Origin of the sequence: Paenibacillus plantiphilus (assembly GCF_927798095.1) — a bacterium.
Classification (GTDB): domain Bacteria; phylum Bacillota; class Bacilli; order Paenibacillales; family Paenibacillaceae; genus Paenibacillus_Z; species Paenibacillus_Z plantiphilus.
On sequence record NZ_CAKMMF010000002.1, the window covers coordinates 1 to 22,224 of the forward strand.

Below are 22,224 nucleotides of genomic sequence, written 5' to 3' on the forward strand. Positions count from 1 at the left end.
CTTCAAGTCCGCTCGACTTGCATGTATTAGGCACGCCGCCAGCGTTCGTCCTGAGCCAGGATCAAACTCTCCATAAAAGAAGTTTTCGCTTTCGACGCTAGTCGAGAGAGAAAAGCTTCAAGATAAGTCTGTAGCTCATTACATATCTGTAAAACGTTGTCGAATTTAAAACTCGATCCATATGTTCAGTTTTCAAAGAACTTGCTGTCACCTTTTGTCGTGACAAGATTATATGTTATCAGCTTCAGCCTATAATGTCAACACTTTTGTTTTACCTTTTTGCAAAGTAATTCGTTTGTGCTATCACTACCCGTCAAAAGCGACAAGAAATAATTTACCACATAGATCGACAAAATACAACTAGAAATAAATGACAGAGAGCAGCGCGCTTAATTCTCCCATGCGCACTGCTCTTCATCGTCACTTTCTCTATCCCTCTCCAAGCAGCCGCTTGAGTTCATTCTCATCCTCAATTACTGTAACGCCAAGATCGCGCGCTTTCGCAAGCTTGCTGCCAGCGCTCTCTCCTGCGATGACAAAATCGGTTTTCTTGGAGACACTTCCACTAATCTTGGCTCCGCAAGCCTCAAGCTTCCTGGCCGCTTCGTCTCTGGTCATTGTAGGGAGCGTTCCGGTGAGCACAACAGTCTTGCCGCTGAATACCGTGTCCATTCGGGCGACCGGCGCTTGTTCGGCCTCTGCCTTTACTCCTAAACCCAACATTCGATCAATCGCTTGACTGGCTAGCGGATCACGGAAATAGGAGTAGATGCTCTCTGCGACTATTCCGCCCACATCAGGCAGGACGACGAGATCTTCGACCTCAGCTGTGCGGATTGCAGCAAGACTGCCATAATGATCTGCCAGCATCTTCGTCGTTGCTTTGCCCGTATTAGGAATGCCTAATGCGAACAGGAATGCGGCCAGATCGCGCTCCTTCGATTTCTCCAGCGCATCAAGGAGCTTGCGGGCTTTGCGATCTCCGAACCGTTCGAGCCCAATTAAGTCATCATACTGAAGCTCATAGAGGTCTGCCGGATCGCGCACGCCGCATTCATCATACAGCTGTTCTGCTGTCATAATGCTGAACGATTCAATATCCATTGCGTCGCGGGAAGAGAAATGTGTAATACGGCCGATTGTCTGCGGTCTGCAGCCAAGCTTGTTGTAGCAGAACAAATGCGCGCCTTTCAGCTCCAAAGCCGTTCCGCATGATGGACAAGCAGAGGGAAATTCGATTTCGATTCCCTCCTCATCATCTGCTTTGCCGAGAATTTCCGGTATAACATCGTTGGACCGCCTTATAAACACTCGCGTACCCAGCGCATGCTTGAGGTTCTTCCGTTCAATATCGCCGATATTGTTAAGCGTGCAATTCTGCACAGTTACTCCCGCGAGATCAACTGCTTCCACACGCGCGACTGGTGTTATTTTGCCTGTGCGGCCTACTTCCCAAGATACAGACTCCAGCACGGTTGTCGTTTCTTCAGACTCAAACTTGAAGGCCACTGCCCAGCGGGGAAATTTATCTGTATAGCCCAGCGTCTCGCGCGTCCGCATATCTGTAAGCTTGACGACTGCCCCGTCTATCAAATAATCAAGACTTCCACGGATTGTCGCGAGCCGCTCCAGCTCCTCCAGTACCTCTTCAATGGTGCTCCAGTAAGTCGCATAATCATTCACCTTAAACCGATTGTCCCGAAGAAACTGCTGCATCTCCATATGGCTGTCAAAGGATATACCGTCCGCAAACCCGACATTATAGAAAAATGCGCTTAGCTTGCGCTCCGCTGTAATTCGCGGATTCTGATTGCGCAGAGCTCCTGCTGCGGCATTGCGCGCATTTTTGAGCGGCTCCACAGCCATCGTATTGTAAGCTTCCAGCACGGACAGGTTCATAATCCCTTCGCCTTGAACTTCTATCGTTCCCTCGGTGAAAGGAATAGTGAGCGGAATGGACTTAATCGTCTTGACCTGCGCCAGTATCCCCTCTCCAACTGTGCCGTTGCCGCGAGTCGCGGCCTGCACCAGCCGTCCGGAGTCGTAGGTTAGATTCAGCGTCAGTCCATCAAATTTGAGCTCTATGACATAGGTCGGATCAGGAAGCGGCGCTTCATCCGGGTTCTTCTTGGCATTGTAATCGGCAATCGCTTTGCTGATGCGTGCATTCCACGCGATCAAATCCTCGTTGTCTTGCGCTTTGCCCAGACTCCATAGAGGCGCCCGGTGGCGGTGGGGATCGAACCCCTTAATAATCTCCCCGCCGACACGCGCTGTAGGCGAATCTGGCAGCGCATAACCCGCCAGCTGTTCAAGCTGTACCAGTTCATCGTATAGCACATCATATTCTTTATCACTGATCGTCGGTTGATCGAGCGTGTAGTAGCTATAGTTGTGCCCCTCGATAAGTTCAATAAGCTCGCGCATGCGCGCAAGCTGCTCGGGCGCTGCGTTGTTTCCCGGTTCCATTGCCGTTGTCATCGACGATCCTACCCTTCTCAATCTCTTCATCGAAACCGCTTTATTGCTTAAGCGAACATCATATATAGCTTATAGCCTGGGATCACTATTCTATACTTTCGTAATAGGCGCAAAGCTCGCCAGCAGCTTCTTCAATCCAATCGGCGCTGGAAAAGCAATCTGCAGCTCCTTGGCATTGTCCTTGCCGCGCACGGACACAATCGTGCCAATTCCCCACACCTTGTGCGATACTTTGTCGCCTTCCCTGAAGTCGCGCGCCGCTTCGCCTTCAGCGGCGCCGCCCGCTGCCTTCGCAGCATCCAGCGGGGTGCTCACCCGCACACCGCCTGCGCCTCCAGCGGCGGTCCCGCCGCCAATGCCCGGACGGCCTACGCCTGCCCCGCCGCGATGCCCGAAGCCGCCGCCTGCTCCGCTGCCCGCGGCGCCGCTATAGCGATTGCCAGCGCCAGGCCCGCCGCCCGCTTGCCGTCCAATCGTTCGGCCGAATGGCGAGGCTTCCGCCTTCAGCTCATCCGGCACTTCCTCCAGAAAACGCGACGGCTTGTTCGCGTTTGTCCTGCCGAACAGGGTGCGCATCCGCGCGCATGTCAGATACAGCTGCTCTTCTGCACGCGTAATGCCCACATACGCCAGCCGGCGTTCCTCTTCCAGCTCACTATTATCCATAAAAGCTCTGCTGTGCGGGAATACGCCTTCCTCCATCCCGATAATAAAGACGATCGGGAATTCAAGACCTTTGGCGCTGTGCATCGTCATTAGAACGACAGCATCTTTCACGCCGCCTTCCGGCTCATCCTTATCCATAGAGTCAATATCGGCGATAAGGGCGAGATCAGTAAGAAAGGATACGAGCGATTTGTCTTCATTTCTCTTCTCGAAATCCTGTGTAACAGACAGAAACTCCTCGATATTCTCCAGTCTTGATTTGGATTCCAGCGTATTCTCCCGCTCCAGCTCCTCCCGATAGCCGCTCAATTCGATAACCTTCTCGGCGAGGTCCGTCACTGACAGGTAATCAGCCATCCTCGTCAAATTATCGATCATATCGCGAAACTCCCGCAGCGCTGTACGCGCCCTCCCCGTAAGATCAAGCCAATCCAGCTGTTCCAGCAGGGCAAAGACAGAAATCCCCTTCTGTCCCGCTTCTTCAAGAAGCTTGGCTACAGTCGTATCGCCTATGCCCCGCTTAGGCACATTCACGATCCGATTGAAGCTAATATCGTCATCGGGATTAGAGATTAGCCGCAAATAAGCTAGAATATCCTTGATTTCCTTGCGGTCGTAGAATCGAATTCCTCCAACGATCTGATAGGGAATATCCGATTTGATCAATGTTTCCTCAATTACCCGGGACTGAGCGTTTGTGCGATACAAAATCGCATGATGCGCGAATTTGCGCCCTTTGGATGCATTTTTGCGTATTTCCGAGGTGACATAGAAGCCTTCCTCGTGCTCAGACTCCGCTTGATAGACGGTAATGCTCTCGCCTTCGCCGCGATCGGTCCACAGCTTCTTCGCCTTGCGGCCGGTATTGAGCGCGATAACTGCATTCGCCGCATTGAGGATATTCGCAGAGGAACGATAGTTCTGCTCCAGCAGAATCGCTCTTGATTCCGGATAATCCTCCTCAAAATTAAGAATATTCGTAATATCGGCGCCACGCCAGCCGTAGATGGACTGATCGCTATCGCCAACGACGCAGATGTTGTGATGCTTGTCAGCAAGCATCTTGCACAGCATGTACTGCGCACGGTTCGTATCCTGATACTCATCCACATGAATATAGCGGAATTTGTTCTGGTAGAAATTCAATACATCCGGCTCATCCTGGAACAGCTGGATCGTCTTCATAATGAGATCGTCGAAATCGAGCGAGTTGTTGCTCTTCAGCCGCTTCTGATAGGCTGTATAAACCTTCGCCACAACGCCGTCGAAGTAATCGCCTATTTTGCGTTCAAACTGCTCTGGCGATATAAGCTCATTCTTCGCTCCGCCGATAGCGGACTGTACCGCTTTGGGCTCGAACTTCTTCGTATCGATGTTCAGATCCTTCATGCAATTCCGTATAACGGACAGCTGATCGGTTGAGTCCAATATCGAGAAGCTCTGCGTAAATCCGATTCTGCCAATATCCTTGCGCAGGATGCGGACACACATGGAGTGAAAGGTCGATACCCAAATATCTCCGCCGGACGGGCCGACAAGTGACGCGACTCTTTCCTGCATTTCACGGGATGCCTTGTTCGTAAAAGTAATCGCCAGGATGCTCCAGGGAGCAACTCGGCGCTTCTCAATCAGATATGCGATACGATGCGTAAGCACGCGTGTCTTGCCGCTCCCCGCTCCTGCCATAATGAGAAGCGGACCTTCTGTTGCCTGCACCGCTTCCCGCTGCTGCGGATTGAGCTTCTGCACCGCCAGATCGATATTAAAATGATTGATCATTATATATCAAATACCCCTTTTGTTCGCATTTGTTCGCCTACTCCCAAGTCTAGACAACGGCTCGTTCTGTGTCAATTCATAATGAATGGTTTCACTATATTTTCCACGAAAAAAAGAAACGGTTTCTCCCTGCGAACCCGTCTGCATGGGGTCCGTTCAGAAAAACCGTTCGTATCCTCGCCATCATAATAGGACTTACTCCGGCAGTGATGACGCCTCCCGCACCGCCTGCACGGTCTCAAGCGCTGCATCCAGCCGGTCATACAGCACATTGCCGACGATAACAGTATGCGCAGCCTCTGCTGCCTGCCTTGCCTTATCAGCGCTATCAATGCCTCCGCCATAGAACAGCCTTGAGCCTGTCAACAGACCTCGAACTCTTTTGAGCAGCGTCATGTCTCCGAATATCCCGCTATACTCCACATACAGGATCGGCAGCCTCATCAGCCTGTCCGCCATATACACATGCGCTGTAATCGATTCCGCATCCAGAACGGTCTGAGCGCCAGTCAGCCTGGCCGCCTCTGCTTCCGCGTTCAGAATCAAGTAGCCTTCCGCCGCCGTCTCCTTCCACGGAATAAAGGTTCCATATTTGCGCAGTGCTTCAATTTGCCTTCCAACGATCCATTCGCCATGAGGCGTATTCAATACGAGCGGAATAAAATAGTAATCAAAGCCCGGCACAGCTGCATCCTCACTGGATACTTCAAGGGCGCAGGGCACCTCATAACGCCGTATGCGGGATAATAGATCCACAGTATTGTCGAATGTCACCCCGCTCGATCCGCCCACTATAACAGCATCCGTACCCGATGTGCAAATCCGGTCCAGCGCTTCGTCGTCCAATTCCCGATCAGGGTCAAGCTTAAAGACATGTCTCCAACTATTATAAATTGCTGCGTCCACCTGCACCGCATCACTACCTCCGCATACTGTTAATTAAGCTCTAATGCTTCGATTCGTTGAATGACAGCGAATTCATTGGGATACAGCATCAGAAACTCGGTAAGTCCGACCATTCGGAACAATTTCTCGTAGTGCTGCGATACGCCCCATGCAAAAGTATGCACGCCGATCTTCCGTCCCATGCGGGCCAATCGGATCAGAACCGCCATTCCGCCACTATTAATATAAGTAACCTGCGACAAATCAAGCGCCAGAAACCTGACATTTGAGTCGACCTCTGTCCCCCCATTGATGCTGGAAAATAGCTCTGTATCCGCCGTTTTGGTCAGATCCCCGACGAGCTTCAAGACGATGCCATTCGGGAATTGACGGACTTCCAATTTAAAAGGCTGTTCCATCGTTCTCAGATCTCCTATCAGTTTCAATGATTTGAGTCCGCTTTACTTCCGCAAGAAGTATAGCTCCGTATAAAATCCGCTTTCATCGCGGCTCGTCGCCCAGTAATCGGAGAGCGAGTCAATCATCACTAGCCCCCACCCTCGTGGATCTTCGGATTCGTGCGTTCTGATCATTTCCTCTTCACTTCTGGAGACGCGGGGGAAGTATCCGCCTCCCTCATCGTACACCTTGCACACAACGAGCTGGCTGCCAATCTGCACCTGAAGCGTCACGTTTGCCTGAGGATTCAATTTATTGCCATGCTCCATCGCATTGAGCAGCGCTTCTGCTATCGCGCTTTCAATATCCTCGCGAACTATCGAATTCGGCCAGCTCTTATCGATCCATGTACCAAGCTGCACAGTAACTGCGCGCTCTTCCCCAAGCTTGCTCGGAATCACCCATTCCCTGTATATGAATTGATTCGGCGAGAAATGAGAAATATCCCCGTCCACGGCTGTTTCCGAGCCGGGCAGACCTACCGGCTTGCTGAAATCATGCGCAAGCTCCAGTACGACAACCGTTCTGTCGTCCGTCCCGACACCACTTCTTTGATCCATACGATCCAGCCATTCATCGATCATTTGCGGCAGCTCCTTACACGTTGTCCATGTCGATAGCTCGGCTTCCAATCCCTCGAAGCTGTACATCGACCCGGTCTCATCCATCAATTCTATCAATCCATCTGTATACAAGACGAAACGGTCGCCCGGCTCAAGCTGCAGCGTCCTTACTTCGTATGTAATCTCAGCATCAAATCCAATTGGCAGAGAGCTGCAGTTAATCGCGTTGATGTTTCCGTCTGGTTTGATGATATAAGGGGATAAATGTCCGGCGCTCGCATATTGAACGCCATTCGACATCATATCGATAACGCCGAGCCCGATTGAAACCGAGCCTTCCTCGCCCATCGCCTCGCATAGCTGGCGGTTCATGCGAGCGAGAACCTCACCCGGATTTCCGTTCCGTTTAATTTCCGAACGGAACAGGATTAACAGGGCCGACATTAGCAGTGCGGCAGGCATCCCTTTGCCGGATACGTCGCCGATCATGACTGCGAATCGATTGGAGCCCAAGGGGACAACATCGAAGAAATCGCCTCCGACCTCTCGATACGGCCGGTATCTTGCTGTTATTCGAAAGGAACCGATCGTAAGGTCTCCAGGCGGAAGCAGCTTCTGCTGCACGTTGTACGCCAGTTTCAGCTCGCGGTCCAATGCCTCATATTCCCGGTCGATGCGAGATTGCAGCTCATTCAAGGCGACTGCCAGCTCTACCGCTTCGTCATGCGAGCTGAAGAGCATTTTGCCGCCAAGCTGTGTTCGTCCCCCGCCAACCAGTTCCCTGATATTGCGGATCAATCCGCGCAATTCATGTCTGAATTCAATGGTCACATAGCTGAACAATATCATGCCTAACAGGAAGTAGAACAATGCCTCCACAATAAATTCGTAGGGATCGATCGACATTTTCCTTTGCGTAGACAACAGGACAAGCTGGAACAGATTCAATATTGTAGCAATGAAGGTTCCCGCATAGGTGATCAGAAGCGGCTGAGCGAAGGATGCCCGTCCGGCTATACTCTCTGAAGGTGGTTGAAATCTGAGAATGACGGGCTGAAGCATCCTTCTGACAGCTATGAATAAGAGCAAGGAAATAAGAATGATGATACCCAGTTCTCCTGCAAAAATGCCAATGAGCTGCGACCAATCGACAGTGTAGTGCTCCATCTCAGCCATTGCTCTTGCGTAAGCCTCATCAGCAATATGAAAAGCAATCAGGCAGAGCACGCCAACACCATTCATTCCAACCAGCAGCACATACGGCAAATTAAACAGCAGATAAAGTGCGCGATGAACTTCCTCCTTCGTCGCGTTCACCGACAATACGTGAAAAACCGGTTTAAGCCGCCAGTACGATAATGCCAGCAGGGATGAGATAATAACTGCGCAACCAATAAGTGTCGCAGGCATGGCCAGAGGAAGCAGTGCTCCCAGCTCCAGGCCCAGTACAACTACTGTTTCGACGTTGAGGAGAGCAATTCCCACAAGCAGAGATAGCGTATAAATGATGAGCAGCTGACCCAGCAATGCGCCAAGCGTTATGCTGCGGGTTACTCCCATAGCAATCGTTTCGTCTCCTGAAGCGGTTCTGTGCCATTATCTCTGCACATTCGTTCCAGTCGCCGATACCAACCGATTGCCTCTGCTCTTCGGCTTCTGTACAAGCAATGACGAATCATAGCCTCATACGCTTCCTCTTGCTCAGGACGCAGGGCAATCCAATCAGCCAGCCGCTGCTCCACCCGCACCTCATCCTGCTGCTCGGCATAATACGCGGCCAATCGTTTGAGCATAACCGTCTGCCGCTCGATCAGCTGCTCGCGAATCCGCTCCAGCCATTCTGTACCAGGGAGCTCCGTCGCCAGATATCCGTACAGAGGCAGCGCTTCATCATACAACCGGCAAGCCGCTTCCCGGTCATCCAGCCAAAGCTGGTCTCCTACTCGCGAAAGCGTAATGTAGACCTCCGCGTCAACAATATCTACTATCCCTTCGTCAATTCCGATTACACCACGTTTGGCGTATACGGGATCCTGGGACATCCCAATATCTTTGAGCGTTTGACGCAAATCATGCAGGGTGACGTAGAGCTGATTGGATCTTTTCGCAGCTTCTCCCTCTCCGAAAACCCGCTCAATCACCTGCTCTCTATTCGCCTTATAGCCTGGCTGCAGGAGCAAGTAAACCAATAGCTCCCCTGCTTTGCGCCTCTTCCATACAGGTTCAGCAGTTGCGCCCTGCTGTGTGCTGAACAGGATGCCGTCGATCAGCTTGATCCGCCATCTGACCGGCGTTGACTGCTGCTCTCCCTCCGCCTCCGCCGCAGCCGAGCCATCAATGGCAGCAGACTCCGATGCCTGCCACTGCTGCTCCGTTTCATCGCCTTGATGATGTACACTGCTCGACAAGGATTGATACAATCGGCGTGTTGCTGGCGTTGAAACGATCTGCTGAAGGCGTTCCATCGCCTGCAGCTCGATTGCTGCCCGGACACGGTTGCCGCTTGCCAGCAGCTGCTTCACTTTTGCCGCGCTAACATACACTTGGATTTCTATATCCCCTGCCAGCTCATGCACCGGCTTGTCATGGGGCGCCTGCAGCAGAACCGCTTTGCACAAATAAGCGAAGCGTGCCGGCAGTCTGTCGCATTGCTCTATGCTCGGCCTGCGATGCGCAAGCACTTCATATAAAGCATCTCTATAGGTCTCCTCTGTCAAATGCCGTTCCAGATAAAGCAGCCATAGCTGCCAGTCGGAATCCCCGACAGTCAACGGATCGAACAGCAAGCGATCAAGCAGCACGAATGCGGACCATACCGGCCTGCTCTCCCGGCGGAACGCCTCAGCGGCCGCAAAGTATAGCGGATTGGCGGCATTAGGGTCGCCCCCCGATTCCAAGCCCTCGCTTGCCGCATTTCGAGCCAGCGCCCACGGCACGAAGCCATTGCAGTTCTCTGGCGTCCGATTCCACTCCTGCCGAAGAAATGCCAGAATCGGCTGCGCCTCCTGTCGGTCGCCCACCTGCTCATACAACAGACCCAGCATCCCCATCATCGAAAGCATCGAGGACTCGTCAGCCTGTGCGGCAAATCCTTTCAAAGCGGACTCAAGCCATTGCTTCGTCTCTATAATCCTTCCATTCAGCAGTCCATCCTCACATGCCGCGCGCAGAAGCAGAGGCGATTTCATCCGAATTTCTTCAGGTATCGCCTGCAGCTTCATTGTCCCAGGCATTCTGCCATCCAGAATTTCTTGTTCAATAGTAAGCACTTCATTCAACCAGTGACTATTCTCATTTCGCTGCTCCATCATGTCAGTTCACCACGTTCACCTTTTACTGCCAACCTTAGTTCGAGCCTATCCAGCTCTTTCTGACTTGGTTGCAGTGTTCAAGTTAATTAATGCTACTATTCGCCCTAATTTGTCAAAACCCTTCCTAAAGACCTATTTCTCCATACAAATTTAAGACGATCCCAGAAAATAAGGGGAAACGGTTGCCAAGCCTCTCTTCCATCATGTAAAGAAGAGCGGCCTATTATATCTATTAGGCCGCTCTAGAATTTGCTGCTATTTAACTAATTGCCCTCTTGTTACGCCCAACTGATTGATCGCCTTCAGGCTGCGCCAAACCTGGGTTCCATTGATGCGCCCTTCAATCGCAGCGCTGTATAAACCGATAACCTCCTCCACCTTATCCGCCGTTTCTTCCAGAAACTCGATGCGGAACGAGGAGACGCCAAGGTCGATGAAGGAACGCAAATATTCCGCCCCCGACTGCTCAATTGCATTGTAAACCGTATTGCGGCAGCCCTCGTCCACTCGCACCGGATGCGACATGCCTATCCGATCCTGCAAGGAAACGCGGCGCTCCTCGCATGGACGGCCGCAGTTCGTATAATCAGTGCCCTCGCTCAGGAACGTGCAGTATACACAATGCTCGGTGTGGAACATAGGCAGATGCTGATGAATAACAACCTCCATCTTCGAGGTATCACTGCGCTCCAGCAAATCGAACATCTGCTGGACGTTCAGATCATACGACGGTGTGATGAGGTCGCAGCCCGCTTCCGCGAATAAATCCGCTGCTTTATGATTGGCTACATTAAGCGAGAAATCGCCAATTAATTGCGGGAACTTCTCGTTCGGCCGTTCCGCGCGCGCTCGCAAATAATAGTAGAGCGCGCCGGTGTTGCGAACTAACACCGCATCCGGCTGCAGCTTTAATATATTGGCGTGATAGCCGTTCTCGCCGGGCATATGAATTCGCGGTGTCGCCAGCGCAATAGGCTTGCCTGCGCGCCTTGCCAGCTCTACTGCCGCAGGAAATTGCTTAATAAACTCGAAGTCTGCGTATATCATTCCAACATCCGATACAACAGCCGCCTCTACTTGGGGCAGTGTTCGGCAGAGCACAGTCAACTGCGCCGCTCCCTTGCGGGAAGCCGCATTACGCTGTGCAAGCGCCGCACCGCTCACCGATGCGGAAGAAGCATGAGGAGGCGCACCGCCCTCCTGCAAAGCAGCAGCTCGATGGGCCGCATCCGCATAAACATCGACGCTTCGCTTCACATACTGCGGCGGCTTTGGCCGTTCGCCAGCAAGCAGCTCCACTGCCTCGCGGCGCATGCGGTTCAGCTCCCGAACCGGCACGATCAGCTCGCCGTTCATCTCGGCGTCCAGCTTCTCCAGCTGGTAGAGCGTGCCGCCCAGCCGTCCAAGCTGCTCCTCCAGAAACGCATGATCCATTGGGCGCTTCTGCGCCTGCTCCAGCGCAAGCTCTGAGCTGACCTCCACCGTCGTTCCCTTCTGAACGTCCGTCCACCAAGAACGTAGCGGCTGTCCAAGCACTCCGCGAACCTTCACATGCAGCGGGAATACCCGATAAGGCTTCTCTGTCTCAAAGGTTGCACGCAGCCGCTTGTCCAGGGCAGGATCACTTGTCTTCCATATCCGATCTCCAACATGAACGCGCCGCAAATCGACATCGTTGCGTCCTGCGACAATTTCGAGCACCGTATCCTCCTGTGCTTCTCCCTCCATCTTAACGCCCTGGCGGCGGATGTCGTAGACACGACCGCCCTCTTCCTTCTTCGTCGGATCACCCGCGTCGAAGACGATTCCATCGCCGCGCTTGAGCGGCGCTTCAATTCGGCAGACGACCGCATCGCGCAGCACCCGCTCCACGCGGCCAAGATAAACGCCGCGGCTCTTAGGAAACGTCCCTTCCACTAGCTTCTTATTGTTCGTGCCGTCAAGAAAGCCGTGTGTGAATCCACGCGAGAAGCTTTGCTGCAGCTCCCGCATTTGCTCCTTCGAGGGAGCAGTCCGGTCACCGTCAAAATAGTTGTCAATCGCAAGACGATATTTGCTCACTACATTAGCTACATATTCCGGACTTTTGAGGCGTCCCTCGATCTTGAATGAGGTGACTCCCGCTTCAATCAGCTCAGGCACCAGCTCGACCGCTGCCAGATCCTTGGGCGACAGCAGATAAGCCACATCTCCCATCGGCTTCTGCTCCCCGTCTACCATGAGATCATAGGGCAGCCTGCAGGCTTGAGCGCATTCGCCGCGATTGGCGGATCGTCCTCCCCACATTTCCGAGGTCAGGCATTGTCCCGAATACGACACGCATAATGCTCCGTGCACGAATACCTCCATCGGCAGCTTCGCTTGCTCGCCAATCGTCTTGATTTGCTTCAGATTATTTTCCCTGCCCAGTACAACCCGTTCAATATCGAAAGGCTTCGTGAACTCGACCGCCTCCGGCGATGTAATCGTCATCTGCGTCGAGCCGTGAATCGGGAAATCCGGCGACAGCTCGCGAATAAGCTTCACAAGTCCCAAATCCTGCACGATAACCGCATCCACACCCGCATCGATACAAGCTTCAACAAGACGCTTCGCCTCGTTCAGCTCATCTTCAAACACTAATATGTTAAAAGTAAGAAACCCCTTAACCCCGTAGCTATGAAGAAACGCCATAATCTCCGGCAGCTCGTCCATGACGAAGTTATTCGCGCGGGCTCTCGCATTAAATTTCTCCACTCCAAAAAATACCGCGTCGGCGCCATTAGCCACTGCAGCGCGCATACAATCCCAGTCACCAGCCGGAGCCAGCAGCTCGACATCTCCACGTTTCAACGTTGCCATATTTCTATTCCGCCATCCTTATCTGTTCGTTCGATTATTTCCTCTAAGTGTACCATTGCAGCCGCTTAAGCGAAAGCCGCCTCTTTCCGGAAATCATCGGCAAGAGACGGCGGATTGCATCACATGGGCGAAGAGCTCAGTATTCCACTTATATCCAAATTTATTTCACTATAGAATAAAACCTGCTCCAATACAACCGAATTCTCTTTATGATGCTTTTCTGTTATTCAATGTAACCCTTGGAATCATCCAATACTGCTGTGTGGCTTCTCTTGCACGCTCTGCGGCGACTTCATTTTTTGTTCACTTTCTATGTGATTTTGTTATTTGCCCCAAGGCCGACTTATACTTCGACATCTCCCGTGATATAATGAGAGCATATACAACTCAAGCAACTCAATTGAACCGGGAGGTTACGAAAACTTATGAAACTTGGTGTATTTTCCGTATTGTTCGCGCAAAAATCGTTAGAGGAAACTCTCGATTACATTAAATCCAAAGGACTTGACGCAATCGAGATCGGCACTGGCGGCTATCCAGGCAATGCCCACTGCGACCCAGACGCACTGCTGGCTGATGAGAGCAAGCTCCAAGCATTCAAGGATGCTGTTGAGTCGCGCGGCATTACGATCAGCGCACTTAGCTGTCATGGCAACCCGCTTCACCCGCAGAAGGATATCGCGAGCGCAGATGATGCTGTCATTCGCAAAACAATTCAATTGGCATCCAAGCTTGGCGTTACTGTCGTTAACACCTTCTCCGGCTGCCCCGGCGATCATGAAGGCGCCAAATATCCGAACTGGCCGATCGCACCTTGGCCGAATGACTTTCAGGATATTCTGAAGTGGCAATGGGAAGAGAAGATCATTCCATACTGGACCGAGATCGGCAAGCTGGCTGCAGAGAACAATGTGAAGATCGGCCTGGAGCTGCATGGCGGATTCTCCGTTCATAGTCCGGCTACACTGCTTCGCCTGCGTGAAGCTGCCGGCGATGCAATCGGCGCTAACCTTGATCCAAGCCATATGTGGTGGCAAGGAATTGATCCGGTACAAGCTATACATATCCTTGGACGCGCTGGCGCAATTCATCACTTCCATGCGAAGGACACTTCCATTGACCCGATCAATGTCAACCATCATGGCGTAACGGACATGCAATCCTACTCCTTAATGCTCGACCGCGCTTGGCAGTTCCGTACAGTTGGGTATGGTCATGATCTGAAGACTTGGGCTGATATTATAAGCGCTCTCCGTCTTGTCGGTTATGATTATGTTGTCAGCATCGAGCACGAAGATGGTCTGATGTCTGTTGACGAGGGCTTCACCAAAGCAGTGCAAAACCTGCAGCAAATTCTGATCCGCGAGCCGCTTGGCGAAATGTGGTGGGTGTAAGCTGCACAACGAAAAAGCCGCCGAAGTCTTGTCCAATACAAGATTTCGGCGGCTTATTATTTGCTCACGCATCAATATCGATGAACTAATCGCCCAACCACACTTTAAAGATCATGATATAGTCGGCAAACAGGAACAGGCCAAGTGCAACAGTCGTAAAGCCAAGCGCGAAGATATTCTTCTTCGGGCGAGCCATTGCAAGGCGAATCCAGCCGATCAGTATAACCACTGTAAACAGCAGCATCATAATATCGAATGGATCGAACTTATCAGCTGCCTGTGCAGCTTCTTCAGCAAGAAACATGGGGGGGTGCCTCCTTTTTTCGCACGTTACCTATCTTAGTTTATGTTAGCCGTATCCCGCCTTCGATGCAAGTGCGAAATGCGAATCGTAACAAGTTTGTCACGAATTGAATAATGATTGTTTCATTATAACCGCAGCAAATGCTTCATATAACAAACTCTTATAGCTATGCAGCCGCCATCCATTGTCGCTACCCTTAAAATATGTTACCATTCTCGTAGTATATTCATACCTGAATCGTCGGATTTCAAGTATGAGCCCATAGCACAATTCCAAGGAGGAACAAACAATGGCATATGAAGCCGTTTGGATGAACGATCCGTCCAAATTGAATAAATTCGAATTCGTAAAGATCGAGAAGGATGGTCTGGATGTTATCCGCACGATCATCGATCAGTACGCCAATGAAGGATATGACTCCATCACTGAAGATGATATGAACCGTTTCAAATGGGCTGGCGTTTATGAGCAAAAGCCTCGTGACGGCCACTTCATGATGCGCGTCCGCATTAACACCGGTATTATCACATCCGAGCAAGCGCGCGCACTCGCTTCTATCGCTCGCGACTATGGCCGTGATTTGATTGATGTTACGACTCGCCAAGCGATCCAGTACCACTGGCTCCGCGTAGAGCATCTGCCTGACATCTTCAAGCGGCTGGAAGCTGTTGGTCTGTACTCCTACGAGGCTTGCGGCGACTGCCCGCGTACAATCGTCGGCAATCCGCTTGCTGGTATCGATAAGGACGAGCTGATCGATACTCGCGAGCTTGTTGAACAAATTAATGATTATTTCTTGATGAATCGCGATTTCTCAAACCTGCCCCGCAAATATAAAATGTCCATCTCTTCCAACATTTATAACAACGCGCATGCAGAGATTAATGACCTGGCTTACGTGCCAGCTACGAAAGTCATTGATGGTCAAGAGGTTATCGGTTTCCACGCTTATGTTGGCGGTGGTCTGTCGGCCAAGCCACATCTAGCGAAGGAGCTCGATATCTTCGTTCGTCCAGAGGATGCACTTAAAGTAGCGATCGGAGTTACGACGATCTTCCGCGACTATGGCTACCGCGAGAAGCGTCACCAAGCCCGTCTCAAGTTCCTCGTTGCAGACTGGGGTCCTGAGAAATTCAAAGAGAAGCTGATCGAGCTGGTCGGCGAATTGCCTTCCAAAGGCGAGAGCAAAGTAGCAGGCTGGAACGCTGTATACTATGATGGCGTCTACCCGCAAGTACAAGAAGGATTGAACTTCATCGGCTTGAACGTTCCTGTAGGCCGTACGAACTCGGATGAGTTCGAGCAGTTGGCTGACGTTGCAGATAAATACGGTGATGGAAAAATCCGCACGACGATGTCCCAGAACATTATTCTGAGCGGCATTCCGACAGATAAAGTAGAAGAGGCGCTGCAAGCACCTGTTCTTCAACGTTTGTCTCCGAATGCAAAGCACTTTATGAGCCGTACTGTATCCTGCACAGGCAACGAGTTCTGTAATCTCGCTGTCGTCGAGACGAAGATTCGTGCAGTCCGCGTCGCTGAATATTTGGATGCCAATGTCGAGCTGGATGAGAAAATCCGCATCCACTTCATCGGCTGCCCTAACGCTTGCGGTCAGAAGCACATTGCCGATATTGGCCTGCAGGGCTCGCTTGTCAAAACTCCTGAAGGCATGGTTGATGCATTCGATATCGCAGTCGGCGGTATTCTTGGACCGGGAGCTAAGTTTAACCAAGCGCTCAAAGGCCGCGTTAAAGGCGACGATGTTGCGGAAGTACTCGCGAAGCTGATCTTGTTCTACAAGGAAGGCCGCGAAGCTGGCGAATCGTTCCATAACTACGTAAACCGTGTAGGCGTCCCTGCATTCCAAGAGAAACTAACTGAAATTCTGGCTGGATAATATTCCTTCTCAAGCATGAATCCTCTGCATGTGAGCTCTTGAGCTCCGTGCAGAGGATTTTTTTTCAATTATGCCTCCATACACTGCTATAAAATGATCATCTGCTGCCAACAAGTATTACACTGTTCCTTGCGAAAGGTACGAGCGACCTCTCGTTCTGCTTAAAGCAAAGAAGCTGTCCCTTAGTAGTATCCTACTTTGGAAACAGCCCTCGTCGCCGTTATATGATCATACCCTACAGCCCGCACCGCGCGCGGTGCTCGATCACACGTCGGCAGCCAAGCCTCGTGCGTCATTATCCTGCCGCTGTTCGCTCCTTACTCTGACCGCCCAGCCGCAACGCCTTCTGCCGCTTGCTGTGCAGCAATCGTCCGCTCGCGATCACGCGAAAGGATCGGCTTCAGATAGCTGCCCGTATAGGAGCCCTCTGCCTTGACCACTTGCTCAGGCGTGCCTACAGCAACGATCTCTCCGCCGCCGCTGCCGCCCTCTGGACCCAAATCGATCAAATAATCTGCTGTCTTGATGACATCCAAATTGTGTTCGATAACCAATACAGACTCTCCCGAATCTACCAAGCGATGAAGCACGATAAGCAGTCGGTCGATATCATCCACATGCAAGCCAGTAGTCGGCTCGTCAAGAATATACAACGTCTTGCCTGTACTTCTGCGATACAGCTCCGCTGCCAGCTTCACCCGCTGCGCTTCTCCGCCGGAGAGCGTGGTTGCCGGTTGACCAAGATTCATATAACCAAGCCCGACATCAAGCAGGGTTTGCATTTTACGATGAATACGCGGAATATTTTTGAAAAAGTCGCAGGAATCCTCTATGGTCAGCTCCAAAATATCGGCAATGCTCTTCCCTTTATACTTCACATCGAGCGTCTCGCGATTGTAGCGTTTGCCCTTGCATATCTCGCAAGGCACATAAACATCCGGAAGGAAATGCATCTCAATCTTGATGATGCCGTCTCCACGGCAAGATTCACAACGGCCGCCCTTCACGTTGAAGCTGAAGCGGCCTTTCTTGTAGCCCCGCACCTTGGATTCATTAAGGGTGGCGAATAAATCGCGTATATCATCGAAAACACCAGTATACGTGGCCGGGTTGGAGCGCGGTGTTCGGCCGATGGGCGACTGGTCGATATCAATGACTTTCTCAATATGCTCCAAGCCGCGAATTTCCTTATGCTCTCCTGGACGAACCTTGGCCTTGTTCAGATCTCGCGCAAGTGTTTTGTATAAAATTTCATTCACCAGCGTTGATTTGCCTGAGCCGGATACGCCTGTGACAGCAGCGAATACGCCTAGCGGAATCTTCACATTCATGCCACGCAGATTATTCTCCTTCGCTCCACGCACCTCCAGCCACTTATCGGCTGTTTTGCGACGCTCCAATGGAACGGGAATAAATTTGCGTCCGCTTAAATAGGCGCCGGTCAATGAGCCTTCATCCGCCATAATTTCCTGTGGTGTTCCCTTGGACATTACTTGCCCGCCATGGATGCCCGCACCTGGTCCAATATCGATGATATAATCCGCGGCAAGCATCGTATCCTCGTCATGCTCGACGACGATAAGCGTGTTGCCAAGATCCCGCATATGCTCCAATGCCTGAATTAGCCTGTCATTATCCCGTTGATGAAGACCGATACTAGGCTCATCCAGAATATACAGCACACCCATCAGGCTGGAACCGATCTGTGTTGCCAGCCGAATCCGCTGCGCTTCTCCGCCTGACAACGTGCCTGCCGCCCTGCTGAGCGTCAAATACTGCAAGCCGACATTCACAAGAAAACCGAGACGACTGCTGATCTCCTTCAGAATAAGATTAGCAATTGTTCGCTCCTTCTCACTCAGCTCCAGCGAGTCGAAGAAACGCTGGGCTTCACCTATGGAAAGCGAGGATACGAAAGCAATGTTCTGCTGTCCTATGGTGACAGCCAGACTTTCCTTGCGCAGTCTATTGCCCTTGCAGCTTCCGCATGGCTTGGCGCTCATATACTGCTCAATATGCTCGCGAATGCCATCTGAGCCCGTCTCCCGATAACGGCGCTCCAGATTGTTCACGATACCTTCGAAGGGCACGTATGCATCCTTGGAATGTCCAAAATCGTTCTCGTAGCGAAAGCGAACGCGCTCTCCCCCTGTGCCATATAACAACTTCTTCATATATTCGGCTGATAGCTCGCTGACCGGAACATCCTTGGGAATACCGTAGTGCTTGCATACCGAATCAAGGAACTGCGGGTAGTAGTTGGATGTGCTTCCCGCCCACGCTTCAAACGCGCCTTCCTCAATCGACTTGCTTCTATCAGGCACAAGCAGGTCAGGGTCAACGATCATTTTGACACCCAGACCATCACATTCTGGACATGCTCCGAAAGGACTGTTGAATGAGAACATCCGCGGGGCCAATTCATCAATGCTAAATCCGCATGACGGACAAGCCAGGTTGGAGCTGAACATCAGCTCCTCCTTCTCCATCACATCAATAAGCACCTGACCCTCCGACAGCTTGAGCGCAGTTTCGATAGAATCTGCCAGACGGCTGTGTATATCCTCCTTCACAACAATACGGTCAACAACGACCTCAATGCTGTGCTTCTTGTTCTTCTCCAGCTCGATCTTCTCGCTAAGCTCACGCAGCTCGCCGTTAACACGGACACGAACAAACCCCTGCTTCTGAATATCTGCCAGCAGCTTCGTATGCTCGCCCTTGCGGCCCGAAACGATCGGCGCGAGTATTTGCAGCTTCGTCCGCTCGGGGTACTCCATAATCCGGTCCACCATCTGCTCTACGGTCTGTGATGTAATCTCGATACCGTGCTCAGGACAGTGCGGTTTGCCGACACGGGCAAACAGCAGCCGCAAGTAATCGTAAATTTCCGTAACCGTACCGACCGTCGAACGCGGGTTGCGGCTCGTCGTCTTCTGATCGATAGAGATGGCTGGCGACAATCCATCGATCGAGTCCACATCCGGCTTCTCCATCTGGCCCAGAAATTGACGGGCGTACGCCGACAACGATTCCACATAGCGGCGTTGACCCTCAGCATAAATCGTATCAAATGCAAGCGATGATTTGCCTGACCCGCTCAAGCCTGTCAAAACAACGAACTTGTCACGCGGAATGGTCACATCGATATTTTTCAAATTGTGGGCTCTCGCCCCTTTAATAACAATGAAATCACTAGCCACTATTTTTCCTCCTAAAAGTTTTCCGCAGGAAAACTTGCATCGTAAGCATTTACTTTGTTTTCCGCAGGAAAACTTGCATCGTAAGCATTTACTTTGTTTTCCGCAGGAAAACTTGCATCGTAAGCATTTACTTTGTTTTCCGCAGGAAAACTTGCATCGTAAGCATCTACTTTGCCAATCCTGTTCCTATCCCATCTCCGCTCGAAGCTCAAGCAGCGCGTCGCGAAGCTCTGCCGCCCGTTCGAACTGCAGGTTTTTCGCAGCATCCTTCATCTCCGCTTCGAGACGCTGGACAAGCGTCTGACGGTCTTTCTTCGACATCTTGTCGAGGCTTGAGCCCGTCAAATAATCGCTCTTCTGCTCCGCGACCTTGGTCGCTTCGATAACCGCATGCACTTTCTTGCGAATTGTCATTGGCGTAATGCCATGCTTCTCATTATGTGCAATCTGGATGGCTCGGCGGCGGTCCGTCTCGGAGATGGCACGCACCATAGAATCGGTCATTTTGTCACCGTACATAAGGACGCGCCCCTCCGAATTCCGAGCTGCTCGCCCAATCGTCTGAATAAGCGAACGCTCCGAACGGAGAAATCCTTCCTTGTCCGCATCGAGTATGGCAACCAGCGTCACCTCAGGCAAATCAAGACCTTCTCTTAACAGGTTGATGCCTACCAGCACATGGAACACGCCCAGACGCAAATCACGCAAAATAGAGAGCCGCTCCAATGTCTTTATATCAGAATGCAGGTAGCGGACCTTAATGCCGACTTCCTTCATGTAATCGGTCAAATCCTCCGCCATCTTCTTCGTAAGCGTCGTTACAAGCACACGCTCATCCTTTGCAATCCGATCGCGTATCTCGCCTAGCAAATCATCTATTTGCCCTTTTGTCGGGCGCACTTCGATGACAGGATCAAGCAGGCCCGTTGGACGGATAATCTGCTCCACCATCGTCGGACAATGCTCAAGCTCATAAGGTCCCGGTGTCGCTGATACGTAGATGATCTGCTTGATCTTCTCTTCAAACTCCTCGAATCTGAGCGGTCTGTTGTCCATCGCCGAAGGAAGTCGGAAGCCGTGATCGACCAGCACTTCCTTTCGCGCACGGTCGCCGTTGTACATGGCCCGAATCTGAGGCAGCGAGACATGCGACTCGTCGACGACGATAAGCATATCCTCTGGGAAAAAGTCCATCAATGTGTATGGTGTCGCGCCCCGCTCCCGGAATGTCAACGGACCCGAATAGTTCTCAATGCCAGAGCAGAAGCCCATCTCCTGCATCATCTCGATATCATAGCGTGTGCGCTGCTCCAGCCGCTGAGCCTCCAGCAGCTTATTCTGATCTCTTAGCTGGGCCAGCCGCTCCTCAAGCTCTGCTTCAATGTTCTTAACCGCAACTCGCATCGTGTTCTCATGCGTCACAAAGTGAGAGGCCGGAAATATCGCTATATGCTCGCGTTCGCCTATAATTTCTCCGGTCAGGACGTCGATCTCGGTAATCCGCTCGATCTCATCGCCGAACAGCTCCACACGAATAGCCCGCTCGTTGTTCGCAATCGGGAATATTTCAATAATATCACCCCGCACACGAAAGGTTCCCCGCACGAAGTTAATATCATTGCGTGAATACTGTATATCTACAAGCTTGTGCAGAATCTCATCGCGCGACTTCTCCATTCCTGTACGCAGGCTGAGAACCATGCTTCCGTATTCGCTTGGCGATCCCAATCCGTATATGCAGGATACACTGGCCACGATAATAACGTCTCGGCGTTCGAACAAGGAGCTGGTGGCGGAGTGGCGCAGCTTGTCAATCTCATCATTGATGCTGGAATCTTTCTCGATAAAGGTATCAGAGGATGGAATGTAGGCTTCTGGCTGGTAGTAGTCGTAGTAGCTGACGAAATATTCAACAGCATTGTCAGGGAAAAACTCTTTGAATTCGCTGCAAAGCTGTGCGGCAAGCGTTTTGTTATGCGCGATAACAAGCGTAGGCCGATTCAATCTGGCAATGATATTCGCGACCGTATACGTCTTGCCTGTTCCCGTAGCGCCCAGCAGCGTCTGATGCCTCGCCCCCTCTTGAATGCCAGCGGTAAGCCGATTAATAGCCTCTGGCTGGTCCCCTTGCGGCGTGTAATCAGATTTCAGCACAAATGTGCCGGGCTTCATTTCTTTATCAGACATGACTTCTTACACCCCAGTCCTATAGTATCTATGAATAAAGACCTATTTACTTGTATACCCATTTATCCCGATAAAATAGACAGTACGCCTAATTTGCATGGGTCATTCTTCGTCCGACATCTAAGATTTCGACGCATTGGCTGTATATGCCTTTCATCGATTCGCATAAGAATATGTGTTCCCATCAATTATACCGATTTTGGCTTTGCGATGCAATCGTTCTTATTCATACCAAAGACGGGCGTTTATGG

General features: G+C 51.5%; 12 protein-coding genes and 1 rRNA gene. 2 read left to right on the forward strand and 11 right to left on the reverse strand.

Features of this window, described 5'->3' with window-relative positions; all coding sequences use genetic code 11:
• The 8 genes from L6H65_RS01490 to L6H65_RS01525 form a co-directional block, all read right to left on the reverse strand.
• A 16S ribosomal RNA gene (locus tag L6H65_RS01490) occupies positions 1–77 on the reverse strand; the annotation flags it as partial.
• 352 nt (positions 78–429) lie between these two features.
• Complete coding sequence (gene ligA, locus L6H65_RS01495) at positions 430–2,481, reverse strand: NAD-dependent DNA ligase LigA (protein WP_236338542.1); 2,052 nt, start codon at positions 2,479–2,481, stop codon at positions 430–432.
• A 90-nt stretch (positions 2,482–2,571) separates the two neighbouring features.
• Complete coding sequence (pcrA, locus tag L6H65_RS01500) at positions 2,572–4,926, reverse strand: DNA helicase PcrA (RefSeq protein WP_236338543.1); 2,355 nt, start codon at positions 4,924–4,926, stop codon at positions 2,572–2,574.
• A 195-nt stretch (positions 4,927–5,121) separates the two neighbouring features.
• Positions 5,122–5,832, reverse strand: coding sequence for a heptaprenylglyceryl phosphate synthase (gene pcrB, locus L6H65_RS01505; RefSeq protein ID WP_371877622.1), 711 nt, complete (start codon positions 5,830–5,832; stop codon positions 5,122–5,124).
• A 29-nt stretch (positions 5,833–5,861) separates the two neighbouring features.
• Positions 5,862–6,230, reverse strand: coding sequence for an STAS domain-containing protein (locus L6H65_RS01510; protein WP_236338545.1), 369 nt, complete (start codon positions 6,228–6,230; stop codon positions 5,862–5,864).
• Positions 6,231–6,272: 42 nt separating this feature from the next.
• Positions 6,273–8,393 (reverse strand): ATP-binding SpoIIE family protein phosphatase, encoded by a 2,121-nt coding sequence (locus tag L6H65_RS01515; protein ID WP_236338546.1) that lies wholly within the window; start codon positions 8,391–8,393, stop codon positions 6,273–6,275.
• Positions 8,384–10,144, reverse strand: coding sequence for an AfsR/SARP family transcriptional regulator (locus tag L6H65_RS01520; RefSeq protein WP_236338547.1), 1,761 nt, complete (start codon positions 10,142–10,144; stop codon positions 8,384–8,386). Before L6H65_RS01520 ends, L6H65_RS01515 begins: the two co-directional genes overlap by 10 nt.
• 255 nt (positions 10,145–10,399) lie before the next feature.
• Positions 10,400–12,985, reverse strand: coding sequence for a U32 family peptidase (locus L6H65_RS01525; protein WP_236338548.1), 2,586 nt, complete (start codon positions 12,983–12,985; stop codon positions 10,400–10,402).
• Positions 12,986–13,410: 425 nt separating this feature from the next.
• On the opposite strand from L6H65_RS01525, the gene L6H65_RS01530 reads away from it, so the two are divergent.
• Positions 13,411–14,379: a sugar phosphate isomerase/epimerase family protein gene (locus L6H65_RS01530; protein ID WP_236338549.1), complete on the forward strand. Its 969-nt coding sequence runs from the start codon at positions 13,411–13,413 to the stop codon at positions 14,377–14,379.
• 85 nt (positions 14,380–14,464) lie between these two features.
• Here the strand turns inward: L6H65_RS01530 and L6H65_RS01535 are convergent, their stop codons facing one another.
• Positions 14,465–14,683 carry a hypothetical protein gene (locus L6H65_RS01535; RefSeq protein WP_236338550.1) on the reverse strand — a complete coding sequence of 73 codons (219 nt, stop codon included), beginning with the start codon at positions 14,681–14,683 and terminating at the stop codon, positions 14,465–14,467.
• A 289-nt stretch (positions 14,684–14,972) separates the two neighbouring features.
• On the opposite strand from L6H65_RS01535, the gene L6H65_RS01540 reads away from it, so the two are divergent.
• Positions 14,973–16,583, forward strand: a complete 1,611-nt coding sequence (locus L6H65_RS01540; RefSeq protein ID WP_236338551.1) for a nitrite/sulfite reductase — start codon at positions 14,973–14,975, stop codon at positions 16,581–16,583.
• A gap of 317 nt (positions 16,584–16,900) precedes the next feature.
• On the opposite strand, the gene uvrA is transcribed toward L6H65_RS01540, so the two are convergent.
• Both uvrA and uvrB read right to left on the reverse strand, forming a co-directional pair.
• Positions 16,901–19,786 (reverse strand): excinuclease ABC subunit UvrA, encoded by a 2,886-nt coding sequence (gene uvrA / locus L6H65_RS01545; RefSeq protein WP_236338552.1) that lies wholly within the window; start codon positions 19,784–19,786, stop codon positions 16,901–16,903.
• 186 nt (positions 19,787–19,972) lie between these two features.
• Entirely contained in the window at positions 19,973–21,973 is a 2,001-nt protein-coding gene (uvrB, locus tag L6H65_RS01550) for an excinuclease ABC subunit UvrB (RefSeq protein ID WP_236338553.1), read from the reverse strand.
• Positions 21,974–22,224: the final 251 nt, after the last annotated feature.